Source organism: Butyrivibrio sp. INlla14, from assembly GCF_900102515.1.
Taxonomy (GTDB): Bacteria; Bacillota; Clostridia; order Lachnospirales; family Lachnospiraceae; genus Butyrivibrio.
The window spans coordinates 1-19,100 of sequence record NZ_FMVS01000017.1 but is presented as its reverse complement, the minus strand read 5'-3'; the positions used below and the strand labels follow the sequence as shown (position 1 = coordinate 19,100).

16 protein-coding genes, 1 tRNA gene and 1 pseudogene are annotated in these 19,100 nt (G+C 41.7%); 2 read left to right on the top strand and 16 right to left on the bottom strand.

Features of this window, described 5'->3' with window-relative positions; genetic code table 11:
* A pseudogene (locus tag BLO53_RS19245) lies at positions 1-524 on the bottom strand (hypothetical protein); the annotation flags it as partial.
* An 865-nt stretch (positions 525-1,389) separates the two neighbouring features.
* On the opposite strand from BLO53_RS19245, the gene BLO53_RS19240 reads away from it, so the two are divergent.
* Positions 1,390-2,115, top strand: coding sequence for an HD-GYP domain-containing protein (locus BLO53_RS19240; protein WP_176757263.1), 726 nt, complete (start codon positions 1,390-1,392; stop codon positions 2,113-2,115).
* A 194-nt stretch (positions 2,116-2,309) separates the two neighbouring features.
* On the opposite strand, the gene gdhA is transcribed toward BLO53_RS19240, so the two are convergent.
* The 12 genes from gdhA to BLO53_RS11775 all read right to left on the bottom strand — a co-directional run bounded on the left by gdhA (position 2,310) and on the right by BLO53_RS11775 (position 14,112).
* Positions 2,310-3,644, bottom strand: coding sequence for an NADP-specific glutamate dehydrogenase (gene gdhA, locus BLO53_RS11830; RefSeq protein WP_092061851.1), 1,335 nt, complete (start codon positions 3,642-3,644; stop codon positions 2,310-2,312).
* A 164-nt stretch (positions 3,645-3,808) separates the two neighbouring features.
* Positions 3,809-4,867, bottom strand: a complete 1,059-nt coding sequence (locus BLO53_RS11825) for a Gfo/Idh/MocA family protein (RefSeq protein WP_242875371.1) — start codon at positions 4,865-4,867, stop codon at positions 3,809-3,811.
* 23 nt (positions 4,868-4,890) lie between these two features.
* Positions 4,891-6,183 (bottom strand): SH3 domain-containing protein, encoded by a 1,293-nt coding sequence (locus BLO53_RS11820; RefSeq protein ID WP_092061848.1) that lies wholly within the window; start codon positions 6,181-6,183, stop codon positions 4,891-4,893.
* Between the two features lie 41 nt (positions 6,184-6,224).
* Positions 6,225-6,296 (bottom strand) — tRNA-Arg (locus BLO53_RS11815).
* A gap of 75 nt (positions 6,297-6,371) precedes the next feature.
* Entirely contained in the window at positions 6,372-7,259 is an 888-nt protein-coding gene (locus BLO53_RS11810; RefSeq protein ID WP_092061845.1) for a DUF5688 family protein, read from the bottom strand.
* A 176-nt stretch (positions 7,260-7,435) separates the two neighbouring features.
* Entirely contained in the window at positions 7,436-7,993 is a 558-nt protein-coding gene (gene efp / locus BLO53_RS11805; RefSeq protein WP_026490364.1) for an elongation factor P, read from the bottom strand.
* Positions 7,994-8,090: 97 nt separating this feature from the next.
* Complete coding sequence (locus BLO53_RS11800) at positions 8,091-9,044, bottom strand: hypothetical protein (protein ID WP_092061842.1); 954 nt, start codon at positions 9,042-9,044, stop codon at positions 8,091-8,093.
* 882 nt (positions 9,045-9,926) lie between these two features.
* Positions 9,927-10,748 carry an NAD(+) synthase gene (gene nadE / locus BLO53_RS11795; protein WP_092061839.1) on the bottom strand — a complete coding sequence of 274 codons (822 nt, stop codon included), beginning with the start codon at positions 10,746-10,748 and terminating at the stop codon, positions 9,927-9,929.
* A gap of 134 nt (positions 10,749-10,882) precedes the next feature.
* On the bottom strand, positions 10,883-12,091 hold the full coding sequence (gene pncB / locus BLO53_RS11790; RefSeq protein ID WP_176757268.1) for a nicotinate phosphoribosyltransferase: 1,209 nt from the start codon (positions 12,089-12,091) through the stop codon (positions 10,883-10,885).
* 105 nt (positions 12,092-12,196) lie between these two features.
* Positions 12,197-12,709 carry an adenylyltransferase/cytidyltransferase family protein gene (locus BLO53_RS11785; protein ID WP_092061833.1) on the bottom strand — a complete coding sequence of 171 codons (513 nt, stop codon included), beginning with the start codon at positions 12,707-12,709 and terminating at the stop codon, positions 12,197-12,199.
* A gap of 66 nt (positions 12,710-12,775) precedes the next feature.
* Complete coding sequence (locus BLO53_RS11780) at positions 12,776-13,300, bottom strand: cysteine hydrolase family protein (RefSeq protein WP_092061830.1); 525 nt, start codon at positions 13,298-13,300, stop codon at positions 12,776-12,778.
* Positions 13,285-14,112, bottom strand: coding sequence for an NUDIX hydrolase (locus tag BLO53_RS11775; protein WP_092061827.1), 828 nt, complete (start codon positions 14,110-14,112; stop codon positions 13,285-13,287). The genes BLO53_RS11780 and BLO53_RS11775 overlap by 16 nt, the downstream gene beginning before the upstream one ends.
* A gap of 373 nt (positions 14,113-14,485) precedes the next feature.
* On the opposite strand from BLO53_RS11775, the gene BLO53_RS11770 reads away from it, so the two are divergent.
* The gene (locus BLO53_RS11770; RefSeq protein ID WP_092061824.1) at positions 14,486-15,610 is read left to right on the top strand and encodes a cation diffusion facilitator family transporter; all 1,125 of its coding nucleotides are present in this window, start codon (positions 14,486-14,488) and stop codon (positions 15,608-15,610) included.
* Positions 15,611-15,693: 83 nt separating this feature from the next.
* Here the strand turns inward: BLO53_RS11770 and BLO53_RS11765 are convergent, their stop codons facing one another.
* The 3 genes from BLO53_RS11765 to BLO53_RS11755 form a co-directional block, all read right to left on the bottom strand.
* On the bottom strand, positions 15,694-16,170 hold the full coding sequence (locus tag BLO53_RS11765) for a methylglyoxal synthase (protein WP_026490372.1): 477 nt from the start codon (positions 16,168-16,170) through the stop codon (positions 15,694-15,696).
* Between the two features lie 26 nt (positions 16,171-16,196).
* Positions 16,197-18,626 (bottom strand): leucine--tRNA ligase, encoded by a 2,430-nt coding sequence (leuS, locus tag BLO53_RS11760; protein ID WP_092061821.1) that lies wholly within the window; start codon positions 18,624-18,626, stop codon positions 16,197-16,199.
* A 170-nt stretch (positions 18,627-18,796) separates the two neighbouring features.
* Positions 18,797-19,042 carry a hypothetical protein gene (locus BLO53_RS11755; RefSeq protein ID WP_176757262.1) on the bottom strand — a complete coding sequence of 82 codons (246 nt, stop codon included), beginning with the start codon at positions 19,040-19,042 and terminating at the stop codon, positions 18,797-18,799.
* Between the last annotated feature and the right edge of the window lie 58 nt (positions 19,043-19,100).

Below are 19,100 nucleotides of genomic sequence, written 5' to 3'. Positions count from 1 at the left end.
GCTGCCATCATTGCATCCATATCTACGGGAGCCTCTTCTACTGGAGCTTCCGGAGCTGCCTCTGCCACTGGTGCCTCTACCGGTATATCCACTGGCATATCTACCGGCATCTCTGGAACCGCCTCTGCTGCTGGAGCTTCCGCTGGTGCAGCTTCTCCTGCTGCCATGGCCGCCATCATTGCATCAACATCTGATGCTGACTCTGCCGATGCCATAGCTGCAAGCATGGCTTCCGGATTAGCGGGCGCTGGTTCAGGCGCAGAGGCTGCAGCTGCTGCTGCAGCCTCTGCTTCTGCTGCTTCAGCGCTTATTGTCTCTGCCTTTATTTGTTCAAGATCAGGAAGATCAGGAATAGGTTCAGCTTCTTTTTTAGGGCGTCCCCTCTTTGGCTTTGGTGCCTCTTCCTGAACAGGAGCCGGTTCGCCACTAGACTCTTCTTGCTTCATCGCAGCCAAAAGATCATCCACATTAGCAGTTGATAAATCCTGTCCATTCAGTAAATCCTGAGTGCTCATGCCGTCCATTCTGAATCTCCTTTCAATTCAAATTGATCCTATATCTGTATGCAAACATTCATTTGCTGATCTGTCTAGTGCAACAAAATAGTGAGTCTATATATATTATCGTTTATAACTATATGTTTTTATAATTAATTTTCTATAAAAAATCGAAATTTATTATGCAATTCCGTGCATTAATAGAAATTATTTTATATAATTTCATCGTAACTAATACTTAATAATAGCGAGTAGCATACATAATTGAACATTTTATTGAGCAGGTAATTTTTCCATGGACTTTGCATTTGCGCTTCAATATTATTGGCCAAGGCTGATAGTTTCTCTTTTATTCTGTGCCAATGTTATATATGTGCAATGGGGCAAAAAAAGTATCCTGACCAGGATATTTTCTGCAATTTTGTCCTTCTTTTTGTCATGTACTTTTATATCAATAACATTAGAAGTTCTAATATTTTATCCGATCCGCTTTTATCTTTTACCTACTCTAAAAATGGATCACGACACTTCCAATGCACTGTTTTCTATATTTTTCGTAGTCGTAGATCTTCTGTCTTACCTGCTTCCCATATACATATATACAAAAATAAGCGGATATAGGCTTCTTATCGCATCTACCATCTACGTAGAATATATAATTCTTGATAGGATAGCCCAAACACTATCTTTTTCTCAAGTGTCCTATCTTACCGTCTTCCTGTTGGAACTCATATATCTAGGGGTTGCTCACCGAAAAGATTTTGAATACGCCAACAACCACAACTCTACCATCCGCTGGGAACCTGTTTTTTACTACAACACAGCTCTTTTGGTCCTAATAGATATTTGCTTTTCCGCAATATATATATTCCCGGAGTTGACAGCATCAAACATGAATTTCCAAACATTTTGGCTTGATACAGTTGTTGTCATTTCTTCTTTGGGTGCAGTTGGTTTTTCCAGGCTGAATGTAGTGGTTTCCAAGGAGCACGACAAGCAGCTCGACTATATGCGAAAGTTCCAGGATAACCAAACTGATATAATAAGGGACTTTGCAACGATTTCCGAGGCCAAGTCAGGAGAAACAGGCCACCATATCCGCAGAGTATCGGAATATACAGCTATTCTGGCAAAAGATCTGATTTCAAACGATACTGACCTGATGTACATTAAGGTTGCTTCCATGATGCATGATATTGGAAAGCTCATGATTCCCAATGAGATCATAGAAAAACCAGGAAAACTCACTCCGGAAGAATTTGATCAGGTTAAAGCACACTCTACCTATGGCGATAGTCTTTTGTCCCACGGAGAAGGCGAAATCATGGCTATTGCAAGAACTATAGCCTATGAGCATCACGAAAGATGGGACGGCAAGGGCTATCCAAGGGGGCTTAAGGGTGATGAAATTTCGATCTACGCTCAAATTGTTTCTGTGGCTGACGTATACGATGCTCTTACCAGCAAACGTTCCTACAAGGAGGCCTGGTCTCCAATGGATGCTAAAATAGAAATCACAAGGCAGCGAGGTTATCAGTTTTCCCCAATTGTTGTGGATATTTTTAACACCAGATATAAAGAGATAGAAAAGATCAGACAGCTATACGCTGATGAGTGATGAATCGAGTAGGCTGACTCCTACTCGATTTCGCACACGAACATTCCGCACTTAGTGCTCCATGTTCTTACGACCGGCAAATGAATTTGTATGCAAGCATCCATTCGCTTGCCGGTCTTGTGCTACAAAAAATAAGCCATGCCGGAAGAACTTATACTCCCGGACATGGCTTTTTCTTTTACGTGATATGAGTATTAAACAATACCCTGAGCCTTCATAGCTTCTGCTACCTTGAGGAAACCAGCGATGTTAGCACCAGCAACATAGTTGCCCTCCATGCCGTACTTCTTGGCAGCATCATCAATGTTGTGATAGATGTTAACCATGATCTGCTTGAGCTTAGCATCAACCTCTTCGAAGGTCCATGAAAGTCTCTCACTGTTCTGGCTCATCTCAAGAGCTGATGTAGCAACACCACCTGCGTTAGAAGCCTTACCACAAACAAAGAGAACGCCGTTCTTCTGAAGGTACTCAGTAGCCTCGATTGTTGTAGGCATGTTAGCACCCTCGCAAACTGCTGTTACGCCATTTGCAACAAGTGCCTTGGCATCATCGATAAGAAGCTCATTCTGTGTAGCGCAAGGAAGAGCAACATCACACTTGATAGACCAAACACCTCTGCCCTCGTGGTACTGCGCTGACTTTCTAGCTGCAGCATACTCTGTAAGGCGGGCTCTCTTAACTTCCTTGACCTCTTTAAGAAGTGCAACATCGATTCCTTCTGGATCGTAGACCCAACCTGTAGAATCTGAACATGTAACAACCTTGGCACCAAGCTGCTGAGCCTTCTCGATAGCGTAGATAGCAACGTTACCAGCACCAGAAACAACTACTGTCTTGCCATTTAAGTCTGTGCCATGGCACTTTAAGAGTTCCTCTGTGAGGTACAAAAGTCCATAACCTGTAGCCTGTGTACGAGCAAGTGATCCGCCGTATGTAAGTCCCTTACCTGTAAGAACTCCCTCATATACGTCTCTGATTCTCTTGTACTGTCCGTACATGTAACCAATCTCACGTCCGCCAACACCGATATCACCAGCAGGAACGTCTGTATCAGCTCCAATGTGTCTGTAAAGCTCTGTCATGAAGCTCTGGCAGAATGCCATAACTTCTCTATCTGACTTGCCCTTAGGATCAAAGTCAGAACCACCCTTACCACCGCCGATTGGAAGGCTTGTAAGTGAGTTCTTGAAAATCTGCTCAAATCCAAGGAACTTAATGATTCCAAGGTTTACTGAAGGATGGAAACGAAGTCCTCCCTTGTAAGGTCCAATAGCTGAGTTAAACTGTACACGGAATCCGTTATTAACCTGAACCTGTCCTTTATCATCAACCCAAGGTACTCTGAAAAGAATCTGTCTTTCTGGTGTTACAAGTCTCTCGAGGAGGGCATCCTTACGATACTCTTCTTCATTAGCCTCGATAACAACTCTAAGGGACTCCAGTACCTCTTTTACTGCCTGATGGAACTCAGGCTGAGCTGGGTTCTTCTCAACAACATAATTGTAGATCTCGTCAACGTATGACATTTTTCTCTCCTTCCCGTACCTAAGGTACATAAAACAATCAAAGTAATATAAAACTATACGAAAAGGGCGTAAAAACCTAACGGTCTCTACGCCCCATTGCGCAGACATCACTGCCTGATGGATATTATATACTTCAATAATTTAAAGCGCAAGAGTTTTTTGTATTATTTTTCTTCGCTTGCCTGTTCCTGATAGGACCTCTCATCATGTGCTGAAATGCTCTCTTTTTCATCAAAAGACATATCGTCTTCCCTGAATATGATATTGTTGGACTTTCTGATAAAATCCATCATATTTAAAATCTTGAGAGACTCAGAATGAGGCATCTCAGGGCATTCAATCCAGCCTTCATTAATAGCCTTTACACAGGACTCTATTTCGTATTCATATCCGGTTTTCTGTTTAGGCCTCTTGTAATGTGCCAGCTTCTTGTACTCATTGTTGTAAACGCTGATAGCCTCAAAGTTATTGATATTGTCAATAACCATAAAGCCCTTGGTACCATAAATAACACCTTTTCTATCAGAAACTCCAAGTGCTGTAGCATTTAAAACAGCCATCTTGCCATCTCTATACCTGAGTGTAATGCTATCCTGCATGTCCATTCCAAGATTATTGAAGGTGCAGATAGAAGCTATATCAGTCACATCATTGCCAAAGAACATCGAAGCAAAATTAAGAACATATACACCGAGGTCTAAAAGTGCTCCGCCTCCAAGATCAGGCTTATTTATCCTGTCCTTGTCTGAAATGTTGTAGCCCAGATTAGCAGTGAGCATTACCGGCTCACCTATTACATTGCTGGCTAAAACTTCAGCAATCTTCTGTCTGAAAGGCATGTATCTTGTCCACATAGCCTCTGTGACAAGAAGATTCTGTTCCTGGGCAAATTTAAATATCTTCTCTGCCTCTTTCTCATCCAGCATAAAGGCCTTCTCACAGATAACATGCTTGCCAGCAGAAAGAGCTAGCTTGACATTCTCGTAGTGCTCAGAATGAGGTGTTGCTACATATACAAGATCAACCTTGGGATCACTTACAAGCTCTGCATATGACCCATAAGCCTTCTTGATTCCATACTGGGCTGCAAATTTATCAGCCTTCTCCTGGCTTCTGGAACCAACAGCGTAACACACTACACCTCTCATACCCTTTATGGTATTTGCCATAGTTCCAGCTATGGAGCCTGCTCCCATGATACCAACTCTGATACGTCCAAACATATGACACCTCCTGCAGATAAGACTTATTTAGACAAGAATTCTGACTTGATATATCCCGTCTTCTTGTCGTACTCTACCTTGGCCCATCCATTTGCGTACTGTTCAATAACATTTACTGTACTTCCTGAATAGATCATAACAAGAACCTCTGAATCTGTACTCTGGCTCTCTCTAAGTCTAACTGTATCTGACACGGTCATCTTACCTGTATCTGTAGGCTTTACACCGTTATTATTCTCAGCACCTGTAGTAGTGCTTGTTTCCTCTGTATTCTCAGTCTCAGTCTGCGTTTCATTCTCAACCTCAACTGTCTCCTCGCCTACTACCTCAAAGAATTCTGTCTTAACATATGCAACTCCGCCATTATACTCAATCTTACTCCAGCCATTTGCAAGAGCTTCAAGCTGCTTGTACTCATCGCCCTTGGCTGTCTTGGATATAATGTCCGCAGTCTCACTATCTGAACTACGTATATTAACAACATCTGTTGCTCTGATCGTATGTGTAGTAACAGTCTGAGTTCCAGCCTCAGAAGTTGCAGCTGTTGCGGCCTCATCTGCACTGCTCTCTTCCGCTGCAGCTGATGTAGCCTCAGAAGAAGCAAGAGATTCTCCTACAGAAACCTGAAGACCTGCACGCATCTTGGTAAGAAGCTCAGCAAGCTCCTCGTCTGAATTCACCATATCGTTATAGGCTGTCGCTACCTCGTTATTAAGGTCTATAACATCAGCCTGAACATTTACCTGTCTGAGATACTCAATTTCATTGGCATTGGCAACATCACCATTGATATAAAGCTTGCCATCCTCATCTGTGCAGATATACATTGATTCAAGTCCTGGAACAGCCTTGGGATAATTGTAAAGCTTGACTTCATTGTAAACGTAAGCCACGAAGCTTCCCGCCACAGGTCCTGGCTTGGTATATACCTTGATATTCTGGAATTCCTCGATATAATCAGCAGCAGCTACTGCCTTTAAAAGCTCGGTTTCCTCAAGTCCCTTGTAGATTGAAGTGATAACCTCAGAATCACCATTGGCAGAAGCATTGTAGTACTCCTGAATAAGGGCATTAACCTCAGGATAAGCATTCTCTTCCATCTTAAGTTCAGGAATCTCTACAGAAGATGCAATATCTGCCTCTCCTCCTGTTATTGCCTGCTCCTGAGACCTTTTGTTGGCACTAAGGGCGATCACTACTGTTAAAACCACCGCCAGCGCAAACACTACAGGCATAAGGTATTTCTTATTATCTCCAAGTATCGCAAAAATATTCTTGTTATTATTTCTAAAAGAATAGTTCTCTTTCTTCTTCATCTATCAACAAACCTCAATTACATTAGTATCACTTTAAAGTATGCACCCGACAGGAATCGAACCTGCATCAAAGGCGTCGGAGGCCTACGTTCTATCCGTTAGACTACGGGTGCATAGCGTACCCGATTATAATACCATAATGGCCCTAGAAAGTCCACTTTTCAGCCTTTGTCAGTGCAGGAAGCTGTTCACTCTGAGTATATCCTGAGTTCTTTTGCCTTGTGATCATACAGATACACGCTGTCACTCAGCACCTCTTCATCGCTGACAACCGTAGAATTAACCTCCCGGACCATAGAAACCAGCCCGGAAATATCTACGCCCGTTGGAAGGCAAAGTGCGATAACCTCATGGATTGACGAAGGTATGATCACAAAATCGCCTCCGAATCTGTCAGCGATTCTCTCCATAACACCTGGGTAAAAGATTGCAGAAGCTCCCTTTAACTTTGACTCATTTGAGATTACCAGCATGTCCTTTAAAAATGAATCGCACATATTTCCTGGCACCATATGTCCCAAAGTACGCAAAATGCTCTCTATAGACACAGGGCTATTCTCCTCTGCATACTCATATACATTTTCCCAAAGCTCGTCAAAAGAGACTTCCCAGTACTTCATATGATCATTTTTAATAGTAATACTGCCTTCTCCGAGGCTATCACTTTTTATCATGCACACAGGCACAAGGGCCAGGTCATGGATCTTCTTGTAGGGAATATCACGCAGTTGCTGTCTGTTCTTATCATAACCTACAACCTTGAAAGTGAAGTGTTTGCATGCCTTTGAAAAGTCAGTAAAAGAGCTAACGTCAAAATCTCCATTTACTGCATTATCCTTGTAAATCTTTACAAATCGATCCACCAGAATATCAATATCAACTCCTTCTGTATAAGCCTTATAATCATCATCAATATAGATGGTTGGAGCAATCTTTTCTGATTCTTTCTTGACCAGGATTGCGTGGTAGATTGTCCCATTATTCTTCACCACCTCTTTATACTCAATAATATATAAAGAACCTAAAATTTCCCTAAGTTTCTCAACCATCTTGTTTCCAAATCCATTAATTGACATATTTAAATAATCCTTCCTATTACGTATCTTTTTGTATTTTGTCCTTGTACTTTTTTCTGCCTGTGTTCCTTGTGCAACAAAAAAGGCAATAAAGACTCCACCTGTTCATAAGTGGTTCTCTATTGCCTTACTAAGTTTCTATAAAATACGTGTCAGATATGGATTGTAGTCAAAAATTAAACTCTTGAAAGATACTCGCCTGTTCTAGTATCAATCTTAATAACATCACCTTCGTTAACGAAGAGAGGAACTGCTACGTTAGCACCTGTCTCAACAGTTGCAGGCTTTGTAGCACCTGTAGCTGTGTCGCCCTTGAATCCAGGCTCAGTCTCTGTGATTGCAAGTTCAACGAACATTGGAGGCTCTACAGCAAATACGTTGCCGTTATAAGACATAACCTTACAAACCTCGTTCTCCTTAACAAACTTGAGAGAGTCACCGATCTGCTCTGATGTAAGGCCGATCTGCTCATAAGTCTCTGAATCCATGAAGTTATAAATATCGCCATCCTGATAGAGATACTGCATATCCTTCTTGTCGATTCTAGCTGCAGGGAACTTCTCAGTTGGACGGAAAGTTGTTTCCTTAACACCGCCGTTGATAATGTCCTTAAGCTTAGTTCTTACGAAAGCAGCGCCCTTACCAGGCTTAACATGCTGAAATTCAATAATCTGACATACGTTACCATCAATCTCGATGGTTACACCATTTCTGAAATCACTTGCAGAAATCATAAAAAATCCTCCTAAATTACTTCACATCAAACAACTAGTATAGTGTAAACTATCAATTTCGATTTTTCAACTATTTTTTTCTTTAGTTGCATAGCAATTATAATCGATAGTCTCCAAATACACTAGTACCTGAAGTCTGTTTTTTATAATTTTTTAATCTTGTGGCATTATAAGCGTTAATTTCATCGCTTCTATCATGACTTGCTATGCTTCTTTGAATGTCACCTTTTATATCGAGATTATCTATGCTCTTATTGATTTCTCCAGTTATATCACGGCTTGCGATCATATTCTGGATTTGCTGTTGAAGGTTATCCATTCCAGCAAAGGCGCTTTCTATCTCTGCTTCAAGATTAAGGCTCTTGAAACTTCCACTAAACTGATCTTCAAACTGGCTTGAAATCTGACTTGAAGCATCCCTGGCATCGGATGAAGTCTGTTGACTCTCATTATTTGCTTTATTTGCATAGGCAGCTTTTATTGCAGCTGCAAGTTCTTTTCCTGTAGCTTCCCTGACTTCATCTGAAATGCCCGTTTCACTTCCTGTAGTCCCCCTTAGAAGTTCTAAGAGGCTTATAAGACTTGAGCTCTCGCTGATTTTACCAAGCCCTGTCAGATCAGGTAGCGATGAGCCAAATGCAAGATCAAGATCAGATAATGAGCTTGAAGAATTAGAGCTACCCGTGTCAAGGCCTGTACTAAGACCCTTTAGCGTAGACAGCGCTTTTGATACTTCAAGATCTGTCATGTTGTCCTTGGAAGATAGCTTGTCTATTGCAGTCTTATCTGCTGTGACACCATTACTGAGAGATAGCATGGCACTTGCAATCTCATTGGAGTTAAGGTTGCCTTCGCCAGACGCAGCATTCCTGATAGCCCCTGTCAGATACTTTTGAAATAACCCTGCAAGTTCGGAATTCGATACTCCGCTAGAATCCGTGCCTTCACTAGCAGATGAATTTGTTCCTTGCGTCAAAAGTTTATTAACATCTGATATAGAATATAAGTATTTGTTAACTGCACTAGTAATACTAGAAACATCAAATGCCATTTTATTTTCCCCTCAACAATTTCATTCGAACCATTTAATTTGCTATTATATATGAGCCTAGCCCAGTGTTTTCCTTGATCAGCAATATTATATGCAAGCCTAGCCCAGCGTTCTCCTTGATCAGCAAAATTTTGCATGCCTATCCTGGCCTGACTTAGTATTCTTACTAATTAGTGATATTACTCGCAGGTAATTATGTGCATACTAAAGCCTGCTTTCCCTTAGTAGAATTATAGAATTTTGTTGTATACATTATATCATTTTATTGTAAGCATTATATCATTTATTATTTACAGCTTTTATTACAATTGCTAAAAACAGGCAGAGCCATAAAAAATGCAATACGTCTATTTTTCCATTTTCGATAATAAAGTGTAAAAATACCCCCTATCTCTAGGGGGTAAAAAAATCTTTTTTTATAAATTTACATATCTAGTACTACTTTATTATCAAAAATACCAAAAACAGCTGTAAATTTGCGGCAAAGCTATTGATCATAGCTAGCTTGTTCTTGATTTCAAGAAGGCTCTCATACATCTTTTCCGGAGGAAATATAGATTTAGATGTACTGTATTTTTTCCCTCTCATCTCAAAAACAAAAAGCAAGAAAAAAGATGTAAATTCTCAACTATATCTCGATCATATAATAATCTTATTCCAGACCTTTCCTAGTACTTGCCTATATATTTGCATCAGTGCCTGCTCGTATTACAGCATATGCTCTGCCTATAGATCCACATCAGCCTATTCCCTGGCTCTTTGCGCACTGCTGCATAAGCCGCCTTCACTGCTGCATCAGCCTATTCCCTGACCCTTTGCACACTGCAGCACAGGTCACTATCACTACTGCATAAGCCACTACCACTGCTGCATAAGCCACTATCACTGCTGCTTGAACATAGGAATTGTGCGGAGTTTGTGGAGGTTGAGCTGATGAAGGCGATCAATCTTCTTTCTCTTGTCATCGTCCTCAAGAACTCCGGTAAAAATGTAGCGGTCAAGCTCATCGTAGGTAAATCCAAGCTTGTCCTCGTCAGACATTCCTGAGAGGCCGTCAGATGGAGTCTTGTGGATAAGTTCTGAAGGAAGGCCAAGGGCATCGCCGATCAGGCGCATCTCTGTAACTGTAAAGTCAGAACATGGGCTGAAATCTCCTGCAGCATCGCCGTACTTGGTAGAATATCCCACATAATCCTCTGATTTGTTACAGGTATTGGCTACTCTTCCGCCATTTGGAAGAGAAGCAGCAATTGCATAAAGCGTAGTCATGCGGATTCGAGGTGGCGTGTTGATCATAGCATCCTTGGATAAAAGAGCTCCGTCAGTTCCTTCATAATCGCCGGTTCCTGAAATCCAGTCTACTCTGCCCATTCTGTGAATTGTAAGTTCAGCAGTTTCTATTGCATCGTACATGCCCTGCACTGCAGGATGGATATTTACAATTGCATGATCAATTCCAAGAACCTCTACAACCTTCTCAGAATCTGCGATATCCTTCTGCTCTCCATCTGGCATGAGAACGCCAAATACTCTTTCCTTGCCAAGAGCCCTTACCAAAAGAGCTGCAACTATAGTAGAGTCCTTGCCTCCTGAAATGCCAATTACAGCGTTGGCCTTAGGGCCGTTTTCATCAAACCAGTCTCTGATCCAGGCTGTGATCTCCTCTATTTTCTTGTTTGCATCAAAGTTCTGCAAAAAATCCATACTCGTCACCTCGTCACTTCTACAATTCTCGTAATTAAATCCTTCAATCCACATGCCCCTTAACATGCTGGCTTCTAACTGTCTTTATTTGTGGATTATTCTCCAGCTCATATATCTCAAAATCAATCCACATATCACTTCTCGTGTGTCATTCTCCAGTCGATACATCTCTGAAGGTAATCTACATAATCTGGGTTCTTGCACATTCCCTTGCCCTTTACATCAGAGATCTTGGCAACATCCTGGCCGTTGCAGGCTGTAGTCTTCATTACTATATTAAGAGCTGGCACATCTGTGTCATTTGAAATATATGTTCCAATACCAAAGCCAACCTTAGCTCTGCCATCGAAATGTCTAAAGAGCTTGTCTGCCTTCTCGAAGTCAAGAGAGTCTGAGAAAAGAAGTGTCTTGGTTCTTGCGTCAATTCCAAGCTTCTCGTAGTGCTTTATCATCTTCTCACCCCACTCGATTGGATCTCCTGAATCGTGACGAACACCACTAAAGAGTGTAGCATAGGTCAGCTGGAAGTCCTTGAGGAAGCAGTCTGTTGTGATTGCGTCTGTAAGGGCTGTTCCGTTTAAGATACCATACTCTTTTACCCAGGCATCAAGCGCATACCAGTTAGAATATGCAGGGTTGTGCTTGTGATTGCCCTGGCCTGTGCACATGATCCACTCGTGAGCCATGGTTCCTACAGGAGTTACCCCATATTTCTTGGCAAGGTAAACGTTAGATGTACCGAGGAACTTGGACTTGCCAAGCTCTGCCTCTTTTAAAGTCTTAACAGCAAGGTCCTGAGCCTCTGCAGAAAGTCTTCTTCTAAGACCAAACTCACTAAATACTGACAGGCAGTAGGTTCCATCAGAAACCTTTTTTACCTTCTCATCAAGGCGTCTCTTAAAGCTCTCCATGAGTTCATCGTAGTTGTACTGCATCCTGAAATATACTTCATTAACAATTGCAAGTGTTGGAATCTCGTACATTGATGTGTTGAGCCATGTGCCCTTAGTCTCGATGTTAAGGCCGCACTCTGCATTGTCATCGATTGTAAAGTCGTCATATCTGGCCTGCCAGAGTCTCAAGAAGTCAACATAAGAGCCCTTTATCCAAACGATATTCTCAAGATAAGCAAGTTCTTCTTCTGTGAATCTAAGTTCGCAATAAGCCTTGATCTGTCTCTTTATCTCGTCCACCATTTCCTTGGTAAAGTGAACGTCCTTGTTCCTGCACTTAAAAGTCCAGGTTGTCTTGTAGTCACTAAACTGGTGGTAAATTGCCTGTCCCATTGAAAATTTGTAAGCATCTGTTTCAAGTAGTGATGTAATGATCTGTTCCATAATTATTTTCCCCTTTTTTCGGTAAAAGATATCTCTCTTCCCGTTATTATATATCTCTTGTATCTATTGCTACTATATATACGCTCTCTTACATATTATCTGGTAAAAGAACTATCTGTGCTCTCTTACATATTCTCTGAAAGCCGGTACCATGAGTTCAAGGCTGTTTTCTAGATCTCCCCTTATCTGAGTCCCGCTAACTGGCCTTACTCTCTGGCATCTATGAACTCTGATGTGCTGCGGTGTGTTCTCTAAAAGCTCTGTGTAATCGCCCTCTGAGGTGTAGAAGCACAGCTCATCTCTGGCAAGGATCAGCTCTTTTTGAAAGAGGTGCAGTAGCATCCTGTCAACCCAGTAATTCCAGATCTGCTGCTGATTCCAATGTTTTTTGATCTCTGGATCTGTGTCAGGCAGCATTGTCACAAAAACCTTTTCGTCATCCGCAAACTCTTTTGCAGCAAGTTCATATCTCTTTTCCAGAGGGAAAAGAGGATATCCCCTGTCCCCTTCATGTCCGCAGCAGACAACGATCACCTTGTCCATCTCTTTCTTGGCTATATTTATGACATCCATGTGTCCCAAATGCATTGGAGCAAAGGTTCCAAAAACCAGGCCAATCTTCATAGCATTTTATCCTTCCCTCTATATCAGCACCTAATCACTGATAATCATTTATCTCTGGTACAACTATCAGGCTACCTGAACCTGGCAGCTCTTCATTGTAACAAGAGCGGCATCGTGAGAAGCAGGTGTAACTCCCGCGCAGCACTTAGAATCTACAGATACTGGAATTTCTCTGCTAAGAGCCTTGATAAGAAGTGCGTTACTTACTACGCAGATATCAGTGCAGACACCTATGAGTTCAACTTCAAGTTCCCCATTTTTCTTCTCTGCCTCAGCCTTGATATACTCAGCAAGCTCTGTGCTGCCAAATGTAGGCTTATCGAATATCTTCTTGCCCTCTGCAAACTCTGCAAGTTCAGGAATGATCTGCCATCCGTCTGTTCCCTCATAGCAGTGAGGAACTGGAAGATTTCTGCCTTCCTGTGTCTCCATATAGTTCTCATGGTGTGTATCTCTAGTGAAAACTACAGTTCCCTCGAAATTTTTAACCTTCTCAACTACTGCAGGAACAATTGCCTGTGCCTCTGCACTTCCCAAAGATCCTGTAACGAAATCCTTCTGCATATCTACTACAACTAGTATTTTATCCATAACCCTTCTCCTCCTATATATGAATATGTATCTGCAGGTCTTCCTCTACCTACTGAAGTGGAACCGGTCTTCTTTATAAGGCCGTGCTCCATGTAAGTATTCATCTGATACTTGGTAAAATTACCTCTGTTGATCTCCTGTCCTGTCACAGCCTGATAGATTTCTCTAAGTATTGCCGCTGTAAACTTGCCTGAATCCTTGAGGAATTTAAAGATAATGTCGGTGTAATCAATCTTGGCCCTCAGCCTGTCTACACCAATCCTCAGCATCTTGTCATGGTCAAAACCAAGATTTGTGCTGATGAATTCTGTTACAAAGTCATCACTTCCTGACTGTACTTGTTCCGACATAGCCTCCTGGCTATAGTCTGCATTCCTGACATGGTTCTCAGTAGTCATATCTGACACATTTAAAGGCTGCACCTGACATAACTTGTAACTGCCAACGTTGGAACCACATATGGTAAACCACTTCATCCATGGAGCCTTCACCTCTTCAGGATCTGGAATGATTCCCAAATAAGCTATAGAAATAACTCTCTCCCTGGGGTCTCTGTTAATATCTGAAAAAGTCTGAAGCTGTTCAGTGTATATCTGTTTCTGAAGCCCAAGCTTGTTGGATAAAAGCCTTTCCACTGCGCCCTCTGCCGACTCATTCTCTCTTACAAAGGAGCCTGGAAGCGAATACATGTCCCTAAACGGTTCTTCATCTCTCATTGTCAGGCATATGGCCAGCTGATTGTCAATCACAGAGAATAGTAAAAGATCTACTGTCACGTATGGGTGCTTGTATTTAGATAAAGAACTTGCCACGCTGTCATCCCCCTTTCCATCTATGATCAACCTAGACGTAACCTAATGTTCTATCTGCCTGGTTGTTTTTTGTTTCCTTTTTATATTTATTATTATATGCATCAATTTTTATCTGTCAATATATTTTGTTTCATTTTTGTATTTATTATTTTTTCTTCCACTCTTTATTCTTTTCTTTACTCTTTTCTTTACTCTTTTCTTTACTATTTTCTTTACTCTTTTCTGCCTTGTTTTCTGTATTTTAATAGTATTTAATTAGTCCCTGCTTCTTATTCATGATAGAATAGTAATCAAGCAAGTAGTGAATATGTCAGCACGCAGGATACGCCCCTTGCTATCATCTCACTTACAATAAATAATAAGGAGCAAATATATGTCAGAAAGAACACAAGTAGCAAGCCGCGGAAGAGTCATCATAAGAACCAGTATCATCGGCATCATAGTAAACATCTTCCTTGCAGGCTTTAAGGCCCTGGTAGGTATTGTCACAGGTTCCATCGCTATCATCCTTGATGCAGTCAATAATCTAAGTGATGCCCTTTCATCAGTCATTACAATCCTGGGCACTGCGCTGGCTGGAAAAGCCCCTGACAAAAAGCACCCCTTTGGCTATGGAAGAATCGAATACATGAGCGCCATAGTAATTTCTATGATCGTTCTCTACGCCGGAATCACTTCCTTTGTGGAGTCACTAAAAGCCATCCTTCACCCGGAAACAGCAGATTACTCCGCTACCGCTCTTATCATCGTGGCTGTTGGTGTAGTTGTGAAGCTTGCTCTTAGCCAGTTCTTTATAAATACTGGAAAAAAGGTATCTTCCGAATCCCTGGTAGCATCTGGAACAGAGGCAAGGTTTGATGCCATTATCTCTGTAGCCACTCTTGTAGCAGCTTTTATCTACATCTTCTTTGGTTTATCCCTTGAATCATGGCTTGCAGCTATTATATCTCTAGTCCTCATAAAATCAGGCTTCGAGATGCTCCGTGATACCATAAGCCAGATCCTGGGCCAGCGAATTGACTCGGCCACCTCCAAGGCAGTCAAGAAAACCATTCTGTCTGTAGATGGAGTTCAGGGGGCATATGATCTTATCTTTAGCGACTATGGTCCTGACAGAGTTCTTGCTTCGGTTCACATCGAAATTCCTGACACTTTCACTGCTGACAAGATTGATTCCATAACAAGAGAGATTACTTCCCGCGTATATAACGAGCACAATGTTTCCATCATTTCCGTTGGTGTCTATTCAGTAAACACCAAGGATGAGAAAATTGCTGCGCTTCGAGGCGAAATTTCAAAAACAGTCTCTCAGCACAATGAAGTTCTGCAGATGCATGGATTCTTTGTGGACTTCCAGAAAAAAGAGATACGATTCGATCTGGTTTTGGACTTTGTTCCTAACAGAAATGACATTTATAAAGAAGTTGTAAAAGAAATCCAGGCTCAGCACCCAGACTTTAGAATCTATGCAAACATGGACGTAAGCTACAGCGACTAAGACAAAGAAAAAGAACTTACATTTTCTAAGTATCACCCAGGAAATGTAAGTTCTTTTCTATTTCTTTTCTATTGCAGTTTCAATCACTTATTAGGCAGTGTATGTGCTCTTTGTTCTATATTCTGCTGAAAGTTTATAACATCATGGTTATATTCTTCATCCATAAGACTAGAACGAATAAGGAAATCAGCTGTTGCCTTGTTATTGGCAAATGGAATGTCATAAACCTGAACTATTCTCATAAGCGCCTTAACATCAGGATCATGAGGAGCTGCAGTAAGAGGGTCAGAAAAGAAAATAACAAAATCAATCTTTCCTTCCACTATCTTGGCGCCAATCTGCTGGTCTCCACCAAGAGGGCCTGAGTTGTAGCCTCTTACTGGAAGATCTGTGGCATCAGCTATCATTCTCGCTGTTGTTCCTGTTCCGCACAGGAAGTGCTTTTTAAGAATTTCCGTATTTTCCTTACACCAGGCTATAAGCTCAGCCTTTTTCCCATCATGGGCAATAAGTGCAATGTTTTTCTTTTTAGGTATCGTAAGTGTAATCTTATCTGTCATTTGTTTTCATCCTGCTCTAATGTAGCTTACTTTACTACAATATTTACGATACGTCCTGGAACGTAGATCTCTTTTACAATAGTCTTACCTTCAAGCTTGTCAGCAATAAGCTCCTTGCCCTTGGCAATTACTTCATCCTTAGGATCTTCCTTGCCAATGCTCAGAGTAGCCTTAACCTTGCCGTTTACTTGAACAGCGATTTCTACTGTATCTTCTACGATCTTGGACTCATCAAAGGTTGGCCATGGCTCGTAAGCAATTGTATTGTCGTGGCCAAGGATCTGCCAGATTTCTTCTCCAACGTGTGGACAGATACATGAGAGCATCTTGATGAAGTTCTCAGCATACTCTCTTGGGCAGCTTCCTTCCTTGTATACAGCATTTACAAAGATCATCATCTGGGCGATGGCTGTGTTAAAGCCAAGTGCCTCGAAGTCGCTTGTAACCTTCTTGACTGTCTGATGATAAACCTTCTCAAGGTTAGCCTTCTTGTCATCAGAGATGTTTGATGGCTCAGTAAAGAATGTATATACACGGTTGATGAACTTTCTGGCACCAGTTACAGCAGCGCCATTCCATGGCTTGGAAACCTCAAGAGGTCCCATGAACATCTCATAAAGTCTAAGTGTATCAGCACCATAATCACGAACGATATCACTTGGGTTAACTACGAATTCAGGGAAACGCTTACCCATCTTGATTCCGTTCTCACCCAGGATCATACCCTGGTGAACAAGCTTCTTAAATGGCTCTTTTACTGGAGAGAGACCATTGTTATAAAGGAATCTGTTCCAAATACGTGAATATAACAGATGTCCTACTGCGTGCTCAGGACCGCCAACGTAGAGGTCAACTGGCATCCAGTGCTTTAAAAGTTCCTGATTAGCAAACTCTTTGTCGTTATCAGGATCGATATATCTCATATAGTACCAGGAAGAACCTGCAGAACCAGGCATTGTAGAAGTTTCTCTTGTGCCCTTAAGTCCGTTCTTGTCATAAGCCTTCCACTCTGTAGCATTCTCAAGAGGAGCCTTGCCGCCGTGTCCCTTGTAATCCTCAAGTTCAGGAAGAACAACAGGAAGCTCTGAATCATCAAGGAATACTATGCTGCCATCTTCCTTGTAAATACAAGGAACTGGCTCGCCCCAGTAACGCTGTCTTGCAAAGATCCATTCACGGAAGTGATAGTTAACCTTTTCTCTTGCAACGCCCATATCAACAAGCTTCTTGGTAATAGCCTTCTTGGCCTCTTCAACTGTCATTCCGTTGAATTCCTCAGAATTCTCAAGGATGCAGCCCTTGCCAAGATAATCCTGCTTCTCAAAAGCATGCTCAGAAACATCAACTGTTCCCTCTGTATTGTTGATAACCTGGATAAGAGGAAGGTTGTGAACCTGTGCATACTCAAAGTCTCTCTGGTCATGTGTAGGAACAGCCATAACAGCACCTGAACCATAGCTTGCAAGTACAAAATCACCGATAAATACAGGTACTTCCTTGCCATTTACAGGGTTGATAGCATAAATTCCCTTAAGAGGACATCCAGACTTAGTCTTGTTAAGATCAGTACGGTCAAGATCGTTCTTCTTGAGAGTCTCATCGATATAAGCCTGAACTTCTTCCTTATTCTCAACTCGGTCCATAAGGCCCTTGACTACATCTCCGTCTGGAGCAAGAACCATGAAGGTAATACCATAGATTGTCTCGATACATGTGGTGAAAATAGAGAATTCTCCGCCACCTACAATCTTGAAATCAACCTCTACACCAGTTGACTTACCAATCCAGTTGCGCTGGATCTCCTTGGTTGACTCTGGCCAGTCGATCTCATTAAGGCCATCAAGAAGCTCCTCAGCAAAAGCCTGCTGATCAATAACCCACTGCTTCATCATCTTCTTGACTACAGGATATCCGCCACGCTCAGACTTGCCGTCGATAACCTCGTCATTTGAAAGAACTGTTCCAAGCTCCTCACACCAGTTAACAGGCATATCGATATGCTTGGCATAGCCTGCCTCATAGAGCTTTTTAAAGATCCACTGTGTCCACTTATAGAACTTAGGATCACTAGTTGCGATCATCTTGGACCAATCATAGTCAAAGCCAAGCTCACGAAGCTGGGCTGAAAATGTCTCAATATTCTTCTCTGTAAATCCTGCAGGATGATTACCTGTTGTAACCGCATACTGCTCTGCAGGAAGTCCGAATGAATCGTATCCCATTGGGTGCAGAACGTTGTAGCCCTGCATACGCTTCATACGTGACATTATATCTGTAGCTGTGTAGCCTTCCGGATGACCGGCATGAAGGCCTACTCCTGATGGATATGGGAACATATCCAATGCATAATATTTAGGCTTGCTGAAATCCCAGACATCTGTCTTGAAGGTTTCGTTCTCCTTCCAGTACTCCTGCCACTTTTTTTCAATAGCATGATGATTGTAAACTTCTGCCATACTGTGCTCCTTCTAACATAACTTCTATGTGTATATGATTCCCATCATATTCTCACTAAAATTTATATGATATACGAATTGCTCCGTTTTTATAAAGCTCTAGCAATTCTATATCATCATATATATCTCAAGATTCTATCACAATGATTTCCATTTTTCAAAGAAAGAAATCACAATAGTAATTTCGCTTCTATTCCGTAGAAATCAATGACTTTCTTATCCCCATTCTTTAATACAATTGTCACAGGGCCATAGCCGCCGCACTTCTGAGGATCGGTATAAAGTATCTCTTTTACCGGGAACAGCTCATCCTCTGTAAAGTCGGTAAGGTCTTCCTTGGTGATTGTCTGTGAGATTAGGAAGTACGGCTCATAGCCATACTCCTGAGTTCCGAAGTTGAATAAAGTATAAATCATCCGCAAGCCCTTGTGGCATGCGGAAATTTTTTGTCAACATTTTGCGTTTTATGTATAG

Excerpts from the sequence above, each read along its gene's own strand:
- BLO53_RS11765 (WP_026490372.1), bottom strand. The coding sequence starts at position 16,170 with ATGACAGATAAGATTACACTTACGATACCTAAAAAGAAAAACATTGCA.
- BLO53_RS11755 (WP_176757262.1), bottom strand. The coding sequence starts at position 19,042 with ATGATTTATACTTTATTCAACTTCGGAACTCAGGAGTATGGCTATGAG.
- BLO53_RS19240 (WP_176757263.1), top strand. The coding sequence starts at position 1,390 with ATGAATTTCCAAACATTTTGGCTTGATACAGTTGTTGTCATTTCTTCT.
- BLO53_RS11825 (WP_242875371.1), bottom strand. The coding sequence starts at position 4,867 with ATGTTTGGACGTATCAGAGTTGGTATCATGGGAGCAGGCTCCATAGCT.
- nadE (WP_092061839.1), bottom strand. The coding sequence starts at position 10,748 with ATGGATTTTTTGCAGAACTTTGATGCAAACAAGAAAATAGAGGAGATC.
- BLO53_RS11785 (WP_092061833.1), bottom strand. The coding sequence starts at position 12,709 with ATGAAGATTGGCCTGGTTTTTGGAACCTTTGCTCCAATGCATTTGGGA.
- gdhA (WP_092061851.1), bottom strand. The coding sequence starts at position 3,644 with ATGTCATACGTTGACGAGATCTACAATTATGTTGTTGAGAAGAACCCA.
- BLO53_RS11770 (WP_092061824.1), top strand. The coding sequence starts at position 14,486 with ATGTCAGAAAGAACACAAGTAGCAAGCCGCGGAAGAGTCATCATAAGA.
- efp (WP_026490364.1), bottom strand. The coding sequence starts at position 7,993 with ATGATTTCTGCAAGTGATTTCAGAAATGGTGTAACCATCGAGATTGAT.
- leuS (WP_092061821.1), bottom strand. The coding sequence starts at position 18,626 with ATGGCAGAAGTTTACAATCATCATGCTATTGAAAAAAAGTGGCAGGAG.
- BLO53_RS11780 (WP_092061830.1), bottom strand. The coding sequence starts at position 13,300 with ATGGATAAAATACTAGTTGTAGTAGATATGCAGAAGGATTTCGTTACA.
- BLO53_RS11800 (WP_092061842.1), bottom strand. The coding sequence starts at position 9,044 with ATGGCATTTGATGTTTCTAGTATTACTAGTGCAGTTAACAAATACTTA.
- BLO53_RS11820 (WP_092061848.1), bottom strand. The coding sequence starts at position 6,183 with ATGAAGAAGAAAGAGAACTATTCTTTTAGAAATAATAACAAGAATATT.
- BLO53_RS11810 (WP_092061845.1), bottom strand. The coding sequence starts at position 7,259 with ATGTCAATTAATGGATTTGGAAACAAGATGGTTGAGAAACTTAGGGAA.